The following is a 14,036-nucleotide window of genomic DNA, read 5'->3' as shown; positions in this document are numbered from 1 at the left end:
CCCGAGCGTTCGTCCGCGCGCGACCGCAGGATGGAAGCATGCCGAACCCCCCTCGACCGCGCACTGCCGCCCTGACCGCCGCCGTCCTGCTGCTGTCCTGCGCGCTGGCGGGCTGCGGCGGCGACTCCCAGGACGAGGACCTGTCGGCCCAGGAGCTCAGCTGGAAGGACTGCCCGGCCCCGTCCCGGGCCGAGGGCGGCGGTGACCCGCCCTCTCCCCTGCCGGGCGGCGCCGAGTGGCAGTGCGCCACCCTCAAGGCCCCGCTCGACTGGGCCAAGCCCAAGGGCGACACGATCGACCTCGCGCTGATCCGGGCCAAGACCAGCGGCGCCGAGGACAGGCGCATCGGCTCGCTCGTCTTCAACTTCGGCGGCCCCGGCGGTTCGGGCGTCACCACCCTGCCCGCCTTCGGCGCGGACTACGCGACCCTGCGCACCCGCTACGACCTGGTGAGCTTCGACCCCCGGGGAGTCGGCCGCAGTGCCCCCGTGGAGTGCCTGAACGACCCGCAGCTCGACTACTGGTTCGAACAGGACTGGACCCCGGACGACTCGGCCGAGCGCACCGCGCTGATGGCCAACACCAAGGAGTTCAACGCGGCCTGCGAGGAGAACTCCCAGAAGATGCTGCCGCATGTGCGCACCACCGACGCGGCCCGCGACATGGACCTGATGCGCCAGGTCCTCGGCGACGACAAGCTGTACTACTTCGGCATCTCGTACGGCACCGAACTCGGCGGCGTCTACGCCCACCTCTTCCCGAAACACGTGGGGCGCGCGGTCTTCGACGCGGTCGTCGACCCGACGCAGAGCAGTGAGCAGGGTTCCCTCGGACAGGCCGAGGGCTTCCAGCTCGCGCTCGACAACTTCGCCGAGGACTGCACCTCCAAGCCCGAGGACTGTCCCGTCGGCGACACCGCCCAGGACGTCAAGGACCGCATCGCCAAGCTGCTCGCGGACCTCGACAGGAAACCCATCCCGGGAATCGGCCAACGGCCGCTGACACAGACCGCCGCGACCAACGGCATCGCACAGTCGCTGTACTCGAAGGACTTCTGGGAGTACCTCGTCGAGGGCCTGGAGCAGGCGTACGACGGTGACGGCAGGATCCTGATGCTGCTGTCCGACTCGATGAACGGGCGGAGCGAGAACGGCGAGTACAGCAACATCACCGCGGCCAACATCGCCATCAACTGCGCCGACGACAGACCCCGGTACACGGCGACCGACGTCGAGCGGAGGCTGCCCGCGTTCCGCGCCGCGTCCCCGCTGTTCGGCGACTTCATGGCCTGGTCCATGGTGAGCTGCACGGACTGGGCGGTGGCGGGCGCCGCCGACCATCCCGACGTGAACGCGGCCGGCTCCGCGCCGATCCTCGTGGTGGGGAACACGGGCGATCCGGCCACCCCCTACGAGGGCGCCCGGAAGATGGTGGAGGCGCTCGGCACGGGCGTGGGTGTCGAGCTCACGTACAAGGGCCAGGGGCACGGGGCCTACGGCAGCAAGAACAGGTGTGTGCAGGCGGCGGTGGACGGTTACCTCCTGAACGGGAAGGTGCCGGCGGCGGGCACCGTCTGTTCATGACTCCCCACCGTCCATGAACTCCCAGGTCACAGCGTTATCCACAGGCCCCGACGGGCTTCACGTGCTCGGCCTACGATGGCCGGACCGACGTTCGTGGCTCGGCACGGACGGCTTGGGAGGGGGACTGTCATGGGGCGTTTCGTACGGTGGGCGGCGGCGACCGCCGCGGCCGCGCTGCTGGCGGCGGGCTGTTCCGGCGGCTCGTCGGGGAGCTCGTCCGGCGGTGACGGGGACGAGCCGGCCCGCAGCGCGGGGCCCGGCACGAGGGACGCGCAGGCGCTGCCCGCCTCGCTGACCTCGCAGCGGCTCGACTGGGGGCGCTGCAAGGCCACCGGGGACTCCTCCCCGCCGGGCAAGGACTGGCGGTGCGCGACGCTGAAGACGCCCCTGGACTGGTCGCAGCCGGACGGCGAGACGATCGACCTCGCGCTGATCCGCACCAAGGCCCGCGGCGGCGACCGCATCGGCTCACTCCTCTTCGACTTCGGCGGCCCCGGCCTCACCGGTGTGGGCACACTCCCGGCGTACGCCGCCACCGCCTCCCTCCTGCGCGAGCGCTATGACCTGGTGAGCTGGGACCCGCGCGGGGTCGGCGCCAGCGAAGGCGTCCGCTGCCGCAGCGACAAGGACATCCAGGCTGCCGAGTCGGTGGACGCCACCCCGGACACCCCGGCCGAGGAACGGGCCTACCTCCAGGACGCCAGCGACTTCGCGCGGGGCTGCGAGAAGGACGCGGGCAAGCTGCTGGCGCACGTCTCGACCACCGACACCGCGCGCGACATGGATTTGATGCGTCAGGTCCTGGGCGACCGCGAGATGTACTACTTCGGCATCTCGTACGGCACCCAGCTGGGCGGTGTCTACGCCCACCTGTTCCCGGAGAAGGTCGGGCGGATGGTGCTCGACGCGGTCGTCGACCCGAGCGCCGACGCGGTGGGCCACCGGAGGAACCAGGCCCGGGGTTTCCAGCGCGCGCTCGACAACTACCTGAAGTCCACCGGCCAGGACCCCGCGCGGGGCACCCGGAAGATCGCGGACCTGCTGGAGCGGATCGACGCGAAGCCGTTGGACACCTTCTCCGGGCGGAAGCTGACCCAGGTGCTCGCGTTCACCGGCATCGTCTATCCGCTGTACCGCCAGGACAGCTGGCCCTCACTGACCAGCGCTCTCCAGACGGCCGAGCAGGGGGACGGCTCCGAACTGCTGGCGCTCGCCGACGGCTACAACGAGCGTGATCCGTCCGGGCACTACGGACTGCTCCCGCATTCCCAACGGGTCATATCGTGCTTGGACGACAGGCAGCGGCCCACGCTCGCGCAGGCGAAGAGGCTGCTGCCGGAGTTCGAGAGGATCTCGCCGGTGTTCGGTCCCTTCCTGGGCTGGGACGCGGCCGGCTGGTGCCACGACTGGCCGGTGGCCGGGCAGTCGCGGACGCCGGAGGTGAGCGCGCCGGGTGCGGCACCGGTGCTGGTGGTCGGCAACACGGGCGATCCGGCGACGCCGTACGAGGGCGCCAGGAAGATGGCGGACGAACTGGGCAAGGGGGTCGGTGTGGAGCTCACCTGGGAGGGCCAGGGGCACACGGCGTACGGGAACGGCAGCGACTGCGTGGACTCCACCGTGAACGCGTATCTGCTGAAGGGCACGGTGCCGAAGGACGGCAAGGTCTGCGCCCAGGGTCAATGACGGAAAGGGGCCCGGCACACCTGGTGCCGAGCCCCTGCCGGGACAACGCGGGTCTAGTAGACCGGCTTGTCGGGCTCGATCTGGTTGACCCAGCCGATCACACCGCCGCCGACGTGGACCGCGTCGGAGAAGCCCGCGGACTTCAGGACCGCGAGGACTTCCGCACTGCGGACACCCGTCTTGCAGTGCAGGACGATCTTCTTGTCCTGCGGAAGGCCCTCGAGGGCGGTGCCCATGAGGAACTCGTTCTTCGGGATCAGCTTGGCGCCGGGGATCGAGACGATCTCGTACTCGTTGATCTCGCGGACGTCGATGATCTCGATGTTCTCGCCGTCGTCGATCCACTCCTTGAGCTGCTTGGGAGTGATCGTCGAGCCGGCGGCCGCCTCCTGGGCCTCCTCGGAGACGACGCCGCAGAAGGCCTCGTAGTCGATGAGCTCGGTGACGGTCGGGTTCTCGCCGCAGACCGCGCAGTTCGGGTCCTTGCGGACCTTGACCTGGCGGTACTGCATCTCCAGGGCGTCGTAGATCATCAGGCGACCGACGAGCGGCTCGCCGGTGCCGGTGAGGACCTTGATGGCCTCGGTGACCTGGATGGAGCCGATGGACGCGCACAGCACGCCCAGGACGCCGCCCTCGGCGCAGGAGGGGACCATGCCCGGCGGCGGGGGCTCCGGGTACAGGCAGCGGTAGCAGGGACCGTGCTCGGACCAGAAGACGGACGCCTGGCCGTCGAAGCGGTAGATCGAGCCCCAGACGTACGGCTTGTTCAGCAGCACGCACGCGTCGTTGACCAGGTAGCGGGTCGCGAAGTTGTCGGTGCCGTCGACGATCAGGTCGTACTGGCTGAAGATGTCCATCACGTTCTCGGCCTCGAGCCGCTCTTCGTGAAGGATCACGTTCACGTACGGGTTGATGCCGAGGACGGAGTCGCGGGCGGACTCGGCCTTGGAGCGGCCGATGTCGGCCTGGCTGTGGATGATCTGCCGCTGCAGGTTCGACTCGTCGACCTCGTCGAACTCCACGATGCCGAGCGTGCCGACGCCCGCCGCGGCCAGGTACATCAGCGCCGGCGAGCCCAGGCCGCCGGCGCCCACACAGAGCACCTTGGCGTTCTTCAGCCGCTTCTGCCCGTCCATCCCCACGTCGGGGATGATCAGGTGGCGGGAGTACCTGCGGACCTCGTCTACGGTGAGCTCGGCGGCCGGCTCGACCAGGGGTGGCAGCGACACGGGGACTCCGTTGGTCGGTCAATCACTACAGTTGTTCTCCCCGTAACACTGCCATGGGCTTCTTCATTCCGAGACACCCGTTCCGATCCGCGAGACGATTTCGTCCCAGTAGCCGGGCATGGTCTCCCAGGGGTCCACACGGCCGCCCCGGTCCGTGCGGTCGGTGAACCAGATGGTGGAGGCGCCCTGCCAGCGGGCGATCCGCAGGGCCTCGTCGAGATGGGGGCCCGGCACTCCATGGACGAGGTGGCAGAAGGTCTCGGGCGGGTAGTCGGCGGTCCACTCGGCCACCTGCGACCAGCGGTAGTCGCTCCAGGGGCCGGAGAAGGTGATCAACTGGTCGGCGTTCTCGGCGTATCCGGGGTACGGGTGGGTGCCGTGGCCGAGGACGATGTGGGCGTCGTCACGGAGCGCGCGGAGCGTGGTGACGGTGCGGCGGATCTCGGGGAGCGCGGCGCGTCCGGTCGGGCAGCGGTCCAGGAGGAAGCCGTCGACCCGGTACCAGTCGAGGTAGCGCTGCCCCTCGGAGATCAGCTCGCCGAAGGTCCGGGACCCGTACGTGGTGTCGAGGTGGCCGAGGACCCGGACACCCGCGTTGCGCAGCCGGCCGACCGCCTCGAGGCAGTGCGGGTCGGGGCGGGCACCGGGGCCGTCGGCGATGTTGAGGACGGTCCAGTGCAACGGGGTGCCGGGGCGGGTGAGTTCGGCCCACTCGGCGGGCGCGACCAGGGGGTGGGCGAAGCCGGGGACTCCCAGGCCGGTATGGAGTTCGGTGCTCGGCGTACTGCTCTTCGTGCTGGTCAGATGCGGCATGCCGCCTCCATCCAGATGTCGGCGAGGGACTCTTCGAGGTTGATCCGGGGGCGCCAGCCCAGCCGGTCCCGTGCGGTGCGGACGTCGGCCTGCTGCCAGCTGCCGCAGCCGTCGGGGTACGGGTACGCGACCGGTGCCGCGTGGTCCGACTCGGAGCGGGGGTGGCCGATGGTCGCCCGCAGCGGGCCGGGAGGGCCGTCGAGTTCGTGGAGGGCGCCGCCGTATCCGGCGACCCGGGCGAGCACCGCGGCGGCGTCCCGGAGGCGGACGGCACGGCCGGAGCCGATGTTGATGACGCCCTGCGCGGCGGAGAGCGAGGCGGCGTGGACGGCGCGGGCCACGTCACGGACGTCGACGAAGTCGCGCTGGGCGCCGAGGCCGCCGAGCTTCAGTTCGCCGTCGCCGGACTGCATGGCGCGGCGCATGGCCTCGGCGAGCCGGCCGAGCGGGGACCCGGCGGGGGTGCCGGGGCCGGCCGGGGAGAAGACGCGCAGGACGACCGCGTCGAGGCCGGAGCCCAGGACCAGTTCGGTGGCGGCGAGTTTGCTGACGCCGTACGGGCCGCCGGGGCGCGGGACGGCGTCCTCGGCCGTGGAGGAGCCGGGCTGGCTGGGGCCGTACTCCGCGCCGCAGCCGATCTGCACCAGCCGGGCTCCGCAGCCGCTGCGGCGCAGGGCCTCGCAGACGGTGGCGACGGCGACCGTGTTGTGGCGGGTGAGTTCGCGGGCACCGCCGCGGGTGGCGCCGGCGCAGTTGACGACGACGCCCGGGTGGACCGCGTCGAGGAAGCGGGTGAGGGCGCCGGGGCTGCCGGACGCGAGGTCGAAGCGGACGTCGGCGTCGTCACCGCGGCCGAGGGCGGTGAGCTGGACGGCGGGGTCGGCGAGCAGACGGTCGGCGACGAAGCGGCCGAGGTAGCCGTTGGCTCCGATCAGCAGGACTCTCATCGGGCTGCTCCCGGGGCCTTGGGGGCGGGTCGGGAGGTGGTCATTGCGGGTTCTCCTTCGGGAGGGGCTTGCGGGTTGCCTCCGGCGGTGGGGCCGGTGTGCGAGTTGCCTCCGGCGGTGGGGCCGGTGTGCCTGCGGCGGATGGTGGTCGCGCCCTGGGGCGGGTTCAGGGGGCCGGCGGCCTCGCCCACGCCGGGCGGGGCACCTTGGCCGCGCCATCTACCGCCGCGGTCGCGGCTGGAGCGGGCGCCGCCAGAGCTGGTCACCACCGGAGCTGGTCGCCACCGGAGCAGCGCCGCTGGGCCGGGTGGTCGCTCGGGCGGGCGGTCGCTGGAGCGGGTGGTCGGCGCTACGGCGGATGTGTGGGGCGGGGTCGGGTCAGCACGGCTCCTCCTTGGCGTGGGCCGATGCCCTGGTCAGCTTGCGGATCGCGTGGATCAGCAGGGTGAGGGCGCCGATTCCGCAGGAGAGGGTCTGGATGCCGGCCGGGCCCCAGAGGTTCACGAGGGCGTCCACCGGCGTGGCCAGGAAGGCGCAGCCCGGCAGGCGGGACGCGAAGGTCGCGGCCAGGGTCGTCGCCTCGGCTGTCGTGGCGGCGATGAGCACCACCACGGGGGCGTGGGTGAAGCCGTGGGTGGTGAGAACGCGGGCGAGGAAGAGGAGGGCGCCGAGGGTGAGGGTCTGTGCATAGGGGGCGGGTTCGTCCAGGGCTGTGGCGGACAGGCCGAGGAGGGCGGTCAGGGCGCACAGGTACAGGGCGAACGTGCCGAGCAGCAGGGGTCGTACGGAGGCCGCGAAGTCCACCAGGCCTCGGCTGGCGGTCAGTTTGCGGCGGGCGCGGTCCTTGAAGAGGTGGGCGGACCAGGCCGCGGGGGCGCAGGACAGGGTCAGGGCGAGGAGGGGGGCCGTGGCCACGGGCCAGGGTGCGTCGGCGGCGCCGGTGGGGAGCGCGTCGGGGCCGCCGGTCAGGGCCGCGCCGAGGAGGCCGTCGCCGAGGGCGGCGTAGGCGAGCAGCCAGTACGTCCAGGTGGAGGGGGTGGTCGTGGGGGCGCGGTCGGGGGTGCCGAGCGGGCCGCGGGACAGGGCCGCGCGTACGGCGAAGGAGACGGCCAGGGCGCCCACCAGGGCGATGACCAGGCGGGGCTGACCCTCGGTGAGGCGGATGCCGGCGACCGTGGCCGCGCACAGGGCGCCGGGCAGGAGGGCGAGGAGGGCCCAGTCGGCGCGCGAGCGCGGTGTCTTGTCGGCCGTGGGGGGCGGGGGTGTCTCGCCGTCCCTCGGGACGCGGGCGTACATCTCTTCGGCGAGCGAGAAGACGTCCCGGTGGCGGAAACGGACGGCGGTGCGGTCGGTGAGGCCGTGGGCCTCCAGGCCCGCCGCGATCTCCAAGGGGTCGACGGCCCGTTCGCACAGTTCGCGGTGCCGGTGCATCAGGGCCTTCACCGGGTCTGCCGCGGGACGCCGGGCAGGGGTGGGGGTGCGGCCGGTGGAGATCTCGGGGGCGCGGGGGGCGGGCGCCGGTGGAGTAGGGGTGTCCGGCGCTGCGGAGGGGGCGATCGGGTCGGCCGGCTCGGGGGATTGCGCCTGAGCCGGGAGTTCGCTGGCCCGCGCCGCGGATCGCGCCTGAGCGGGGATCTCGTCGGCCCGCACCTGGGGTTCGGCGGGTCCCGGAGGCTCGTCGGCGAGGGCGTCCGGCCCCGCAGGCGAGACGGCACCGCGCGCGTCCGCATTCCCGGCGGCCTCCGAAGCGTGCGGCCCCTGCTCCCCGGGTCCGTCGGTAGTGCCCGTCTCACGCTCGCCGGGTCCTCCGGTACCGCTCGTCTCTCGCTCCCCGAGCCCGCCGGTGCTACCTGTATCGCGCTCCCCGAGCCCGCCAATACCGCCTGTCTCGCGCTCACCGAGCCCGTCGGCACCACCCCTCCCGCGCTCGCCCAGCGCATCGGAGGCGCCCGCCTCCGTCTCCCCCAGCCCGTCGGTACCGCCCGTCACCGGCCACCCGGAGTCACCCCCGGCTCCGGGCACAGACGCCTCCCCCCGGCCGCCGTCAACATCGACAGCACCCCCAGCGGGCCCCCGCACGTCACCCGCACCCGTCTCCCCCGGCTCCCCCGCCGGCCACTCCCCCGACTCCGTGTCCTGAGACCCGGTGCTGCCAGGGATGCCAGCAGTGCCCGGGCGGTCGAGTTCCAGGTCGCTCATCCCGGCGCTCCTTCCGTGGCGGCGAAGGGAGGTGTCGCGCGGACCGGAGGCCCCGCCGCCCAGCCGGGGCCGCCGCGGGCCGCGACCCGGGTGCTGCGCTCGGTCCAGCGGCCGGGGACATGGGCCTCGGCGGGGGCGGCGAACGGCAGGGGCTCGCCGGTGCCGTCCAGGACGACCCGGCGGACCGGGGTGCTCGAGACGATCTCCAGGTAAATGCCGTGAAATGCCGTGATGTTCTGTTCCACGGTGAACAGTTCGAGTGCGCGGGCGCGCGCCGCGGCGCCCAGGCGCTCACGGCGCTCGGGGTCGCGCAGCAAGGTCACACACGCCTCCGCGAGCGCCTTGGGGTTGCGCGGCGGGACGACGAGCCCCGTGCCCCCGATGACCTCCACCACCGCACCGACGTCGGTGGACACGGTCGCCCGGGCGCAGAACATGGCCTCGACCAGGCTGATCGGAAAGCCCTCGACGACGCTGGACAGCACGGTGACCGCGCCCGAGGCGTACGCGTCGGCCAGGGTAGGCACCTCCGGGCCGCCGATCTCCTCGAAGGAGACCGGGTTGTCGCCGACGGCGTGCAGCCCTTCCGCCTCGTCGGGGAAGAGCTGTGCGGCCAGGGCCTTGCAGTGCCCCAGATAGGCCTCGCCCTCGGCGCCGGTGGGCGCACCGACGATCCGCAGGCGTGTCTTGGGCTCCTCCTTGCGGATCTCCGCGAAGGCGTGGAGCAGCGAGATCAGGTCCTTGGCGGGTTCGACCCGGCCGACCCACACCAGGGTGTCCGGGTCCACGCACTCCGCCGACTCGCCGACCTCCGCGAAGTGGCCGGCGTCCATGCCGGGGTAGACCGTGCGCAGCTTCTCCCGGTCGGCGCCGCAGCGTTCCTGCCAGCGGCGGGCGTGGGTGTTGCCGGGGGTGACGACCGCGGCCCGCCGGTAGGTCTCGCTGGCGAGCCGGCCGTGGAAGGCGGCGAGCAGGGCGCGTACCACGGGCGAGGACTCGGTGTCGGCCAGGTAGTGCGTGCGCAGCCGCACGCCGTACTCGGTCACCAGCAGCGGTACGCCGCAGAAGTGGTGGGCGAGGAGCCCGGGCAGGGCGGCCGCGCCGCCGGCGGCCGCGTGGCAGAGGTCGACCGCGCCGAGGCCGTCGTCCTCGTACCAGTCGAGCGAGAGGGGGCGCAGGGCGCGTTCCAGGTGTGCGGCCACGGTGAGCAGATCCGGTACGCGCGCCTCGCGAGCCGTCTGCCGGGCGCCGGGCGCACGACAGGCGCGCTCCAGGGCTCGTACGGCGGTCTCGGAGCGGAGCGCTCCCACCAGCCCGCCCTCGTCACGGGCGAGTTCGGCGAGCCCGTACAGGGCGCTGGCGAAACGGTCCGCCTCAACGGCGGGCGCCTCCTCGGACCCTCCCGAGGCCCGCCCGGCAGCTTCCGCGACGCCCCCCTCGCACAGCGCCGCCGCCAACTCCCCGTAGGACTCGGCGAACCGACGGCGCGCGCGCCGCCCGTACACCACCCCGTCGTCCTCGGCGACCCACAGCGGGGCGGTGATCACCCTGTCGACCTGCGGCGGCAGGGGGACCCAGCCCTCGTCCTCCTGGTGCTCGCTGCGGCTGAGCGCGTAGATGTCGAACTCGTGCTGCTCGAGCCCGCGCACGAGCCGGTCGCACCAGAGCCTGGCGTCACCGCTCACATACGGATAGCCACCCTCCGTAAGCAGTCCGATGCGCACGAGTGCACCCCCGATCTCCCGTATGAGGAGCCGCCGTTGGCCCGGCGGCTCGCCGCGGGACGAACGTATGCGGACAAGGCGGTGGCGCGACGGACGGTTGTCCATCGCGCCACCAAAAGGGGTGAACGCTCGTAACTTTCCCGTGCGGGTTGCGTTCGGTCGCGCTAAGAGATCATGCGGACACGGAACGTCAGCTCACGGCCACTGCCCGGCGCTCCGCCCGCCGCCGGGCCGCGATCCGCGGATCGAGCGCCGGTACGGCGGCCAGGAGCTGCTTGGTGTACGGGTCCCGCGGGCTGTCGTAGACCTCGTCGGCGGGGCCCTGTTCGACGATCCGGCCGCGCCGCATCACGGCGACCCGGTCGCTGACCTGGCGGACGACGGCGAGGTCGTGCGCGACGAAGACCAGCGCGAGTCCGAGCTCCCGTTGCAGCTCGCCGAGCAGGGACACCACCTGGGCCTGGGTGGTGACGTCGAGCGCGGAGACGGGCTCGTCGCAGACGATGACGCGCGGGTCGGCCGCGAGCGCCCGCGCGATGCCCACGCGCTGGCGCTGACCGCCGCTGAACTCGTGGGGGTAGCGGTCGTAGTGCGCCCCTTCGAGCCCCACGCGCTCCAGGAGTTCCGCCACGCGCCCCCTGATCCGTCGCTCGTCCCTCTCGCCCCGGGCCCGGAGCGGGTCGGCGATCGACTCGCCCACACTGCGGCGGGGGTTGAGGGAGGAGACGGGGTCCTGGAACACCATCTGCACGGCGGGGTCCACGCCCACACACGTGTGGCCGTCGTGGCGGACCTCGCCCGCCGTCGGCTCCAGCAGTCCGACCAGCATCCGCCCGAGCGTGGTCTTGCCGCTGCCGCTCTCGCCGACGACACCGAGGGTCTCGCCCCGGTGGACCGTCAGGGAGACGTCGTCCACGGCCGCGAAGGCCTTCTTGCCGCGCCCGAACTCCCTTCGCAGGCCCTTCGCCTCGAGGACCACGTCGCCCGCCGCCCCGGAAGGCGCCCGGGGCGCGTCCACGCGCGGGACCGCGGCGAGCAGGTCGCGGGTGTAGGCCTCCGCGGGCGCCCCCAACACCGCGTCGACCGGCCCGTGCTCGACCGCCCGACCGTGCCGCATGACGAGCACGTCGTCGACGCTCTCGGCGGCGACCCCGACGTCATGGGTGACGAGCAGCAGGCCCATGCCGGTCTCCTGGCGCAGGGTGTGCAGCAGGTCCAGGATCTGGGCCTGGACGGTCACGTCGAGCGCGGTGGTCGGTTCGTCGGCGATCAGCAGGCCGGGCTCGCAGGCCAGCGCCATCGCGATGAGGGCGCGCTGGCGCATACCGCCGCTGAACTCGTGCGGACGGGACCGGGACCGCCGTACGGCGTCCGGAATCCCGACCCGGTCCAGCACCTCCACCGCACGCGCGCGTGCGGTCCGACGCGACACACGCGTGTGCACGCGGTACACCTCGGCGATCTGGTCACCGATCGCGTAGTAAGGGTCAAGGGACGACAGCGGGTCCTGGAAGACCATGGCGGCCTTCGCGCCCCGCAGCCGCCGCAGTTCGTCGTCCGACGCCTGCTGTACGTCCACCCCGGCGACCTCGACCGAGCCGCGCACGCGCGCGCCCGTGCCGCGGTGCAGTCCGAGCAGGGCCGAGGCGACGGTGGACTTGCCGGAGCCGGACTCGCCGACCAGGGCGAGAGCCGCGCCCTGCTCCAGGGTGAAGGTGAGCCCGTCGACGGCGCGCAGGTCGCCGAACTCGACCGTCAGGTCCGTTACTTGGACGAGACTCATGCGAGCACCACCCGTCGGTCGGCCACCGCGTACAGAACGTCCGCGACGGCGTTGGCGAGCACCACGAAGAAGCCGATGACCAGGACCATGCCGACGACGACCGGGAGGTCGACGACGGTGACGGCGTGGACCAGCTCCTGGCCGATGCCGGGCAGTCCGAACAGCGACTCGATGAGGACGGCACCGCCCACCGCGCTGCCGAAGTCGTTGGCGTTCAGGGCGATGATCGGCGCCAGGGCGCCCCGCAGGGCGTGCCGGCCGACGATGGAGCGCTCACCGACGCCGTAGGCCCGGAAGGTGCGGATGTGGTCCTCGGCGAGCGTCTCCAGCATCGACGCCCGGGTCAGCCGGGCGAAGTAGGCGGCCTCACCGAGCGCGAGCGTGACCCAGGGCAGCAGCAGGCCCCAGGCCCACTGCTCGGGGTCGTCGGAGAAGGCGACGTACTCCGGGAAGGGCAGCAGTTCCAGCTGGCCGCAGACCACGATCATCAGGACCAGGCCGATGACGAACACGGGCGTGGCGACGCCGGCGAGGGTGATGCCGGTCAGCGCGCGCTCGGTGAACCGGCCGCGCCGCCAGGCGGAGAGCACGCCGGTGCCGACGCCCAGCAGCAGCCACAGCACCATGCCTCCGATGACCAGGGACAGGCTGACGGGCAGCTTGTTCAGGATGATCTGGGTGACCTGCTGGTCGCTCTGGTACGACAGTCCGAGGCAGGGCGCCGAGCAGTGCTCCACGGAGGTGCCGGTGGAGTAGTCGTGGCCTACGACGATGCCCTGGAGGAAGTGCCAGTAGCGCAGGTACAGCGGGTCGTCGAGCCGGAGTTGCTGGGCGACCTGGTGGACCTGTTCCGGCGAGCAGCGCGGACCGCAGGTGATCTGGGCGACGTTGCCGGGGGTGGCGTAGAAGACGACGTAGATGATGACCGAGAGGGCGAGCAGGGTGAGGACGGCGCTCACGGTCCGGCGTACGGCGAATCCCGCGAAGCCGCTCATGAGGTGGTCTCCTTGCTCACCTTGGACTCGTCCGCCTTGCCCACCTGGGACTCGCCGGCCTTCGGCCCGCCCGCTGTGGACTCGCCCGCCTTGGCCTCCTGCCGCCGGCCCGTCCCGATGCGCAGCCGGGAGGCCGCGCGCGGGTCGAGGGCGGTGCGGACGCCGTCCCCGAGGACGGTGAGGGCGAGCACGGTCACGAAGAGCGCGGCCGCGGGCAGCAGGAGGTACTGCGGGGCCGCCTGGTACCAGACGTTGGCCGAGGAGAGCATCTGCCCCCAGGACGGGGTGGGTGGCTTCACGCCGACGCCGAGGAAGGACAGGGCCGCCTCGATGCTGATGTTCGCCGGGACCATCAGCGCGGCGTAGGTGATGACGGGCGCGGCGAGACCGGGCAGCAGTTCCCGGCGGGCGATCCGCCAGGTGCCCCAGCCGCTGAGCCGGGCGGCGGCCACGTAGTCGAGTTCCTTGAGGGTGAGGGTCTGGGCGCGCGCGATCTTGCCGATGGTGCCCCAGGCGACGAAGCCGATGATGAGCGCGACCAGGATCGGCCTCGGGAAGTTCTCGGGCACGATCGCGAGCAGGGCCAACGCCATGATCATCAACGGCATCGCCACGATGATGTCGGTGATCCGGCTCAACAGTTGATCAACCCATCGATTGCCGAGCGCGGCGGCGACGCCCACGACGACACCGAGGAGGACCTGGACGGCGGTGGCGCCCAGCGCGACGCCCAGGGAGACCCGGGCGCCGTACACCAGACGGGCGAACAGGTCGCGTCCGGTCTGTGGTTCGACGCCGAGCCAGTGGTCCCCGCCGGCGCCCCCGAAGGGCCCGATCGGCACACCGCCGCGCGCGGAGTCGATCAGGGAGGGGTGGTAGGTGGTCGGGTCCTGGCCCTCCAGCGCGGTGAGCAGGGGCGCGGCAAGCGCGACCAGGACGAGCAGCGCGACGACGGCCGCCGCGGCCATGGCGGCGCGCTGCGCCCGCAGCCGCCGCCAGAACTGACGCGCCCCCGAGACCCCCGGGGCGGCTGCCTCGGGGATCTCGGTGGCGACAAGTGCCTCGCTCATCGGG

General features: G+C 72.6%; 10 protein-coding genes. 2 read left to right on the top strand and 8 right to left on the bottom strand.

Annotated elements, in window-relative coordinates; all coding sequences use genetic code 11:
• Positions 1 to 38 precede the first annotated feature (38 nt).
• Entirely contained in the window at positions 39 to 1,583 is a 1,545-nt protein-coding gene (locus AC2XR2_RS29430) for an alpha/beta hydrolase (RefSeq protein ID WP_491516725.1), read from the top strand.
• Positions 1,584 to 1,712: 129 nt separating this feature from the next.
• A complete protein-coding gene (locus tag AC2XR2_RS29425; RefSeq protein ID WP_491516724.1) occupies positions 1,713 to 3,269 on the top strand; it encodes an alpha/beta hydrolase in 1,557 nt (518 codons plus the stop codon).
• A gap of 53 nt (positions 3,270 to 3,322) precedes the next feature.
• Here the strand turns inward: AC2XR2_RS29425 and moeZ are convergent, their stop codons facing one another.
• From moeZ to AC2XR2_RS29385, 8 genes are all read right to left on the bottom strand, one after another.
• Positions 3,323 to 4,501: an adenylyltransferase/sulfurtransferase MoeZ gene (gene moeZ, locus AC2XR2_RS29420; protein WP_123762925.1), complete on the bottom strand. Its 1,179-nt coding sequence runs from the start codon at positions 4,499 to 4,501 to the stop codon at positions 3,323 to 3,325.
• Positions 4,502 to 4,564: 63 nt separating this feature from the next.
• A complete protein-coding gene (locus AC2XR2_RS29415) occupies positions 4,565 to 5,314 on the bottom strand; it encodes a spherulation-specific family 4 protein (protein ID WP_491516723.1) in 750 nt (249 codons plus the stop codon).
• Complete coding sequence (locus tag AC2XR2_RS29410; protein ID WP_037719791.1) at positions 5,302 to 6,261, bottom strand: NAD-dependent epimerase/dehydratase family protein; 960 nt, start codon at positions 6,259 to 6,261, stop codon at positions 5,302 to 5,304. Before AC2XR2_RS29410 ends, AC2XR2_RS29415 begins: the two co-directional genes overlap by 13 nt.
• Positions 6,262 to 6,639: 378 nt before the next feature.
• Positions 6,640 to 7,818 (bottom strand): hypothetical protein, encoded by a 1,179-nt coding sequence (locus AC2XR2_RS29405; RefSeq protein ID WP_491518525.1) that lies wholly within the window; start codon positions 7,816 to 7,818, stop codon positions 6,640 to 6,642.
• Between the two features lie 638 nt (positions 7,819 to 8,456).
• On the bottom strand, positions 8,457 to 10,184 hold the full coding sequence (locus AC2XR2_RS29400; protein ID WP_491516722.1) for a DUF3492 domain-containing protein: 1,728 nt from the start codon (positions 10,182 to 10,184) through the stop codon (positions 8,457 to 8,459).
• Between the two features lie 190 nt (positions 10,185 to 10,374).
• Positions 10,375 to 11,967 (bottom strand): dipeptide ABC transporter ATP-binding protein, encoded by a 1,593-nt coding sequence (locus AC2XR2_RS29395; protein WP_491516721.1) that lies wholly within the window; start codon positions 11,965 to 11,967, stop codon positions 10,375 to 10,377.
• Positions 11,964 to 12,962 carry an ABC transporter permease gene (locus tag AC2XR2_RS29390; protein WP_330264581.1) on the bottom strand — a complete coding sequence of 333 codons (999 nt, stop codon included), beginning with the start codon at positions 12,960 to 12,962 and terminating at the stop codon, positions 11,964 to 11,966. Before AC2XR2_RS29390 ends, AC2XR2_RS29395 begins: the two co-directional genes overlap by 4 nt.
• Positions 12,959 to 14,032 carry an ABC transporter permease gene (locus AC2XR2_RS29385; protein WP_491516720.1) on the bottom strand — a complete coding sequence of 358 codons (1,074 nt, stop codon included), beginning with the start codon at positions 14,030 to 14,032 and terminating at the stop codon, positions 12,959 to 12,961. Before AC2XR2_RS29385 ends, AC2XR2_RS29390 begins: the two co-directional genes overlap by 4 nt.
• Between the last annotated feature and the right edge of the window lie 4 nt (positions 14,033 to 14,036).

It is taken from the genome of Streptomyces sp. LS-MS-L19 (assembly GCF_058382285.1).
The sequence above is the reverse complement of the archived record's forward strand: the minus strand, read 5'-3'. Positions and strand labels throughout refer to the sequence as shown.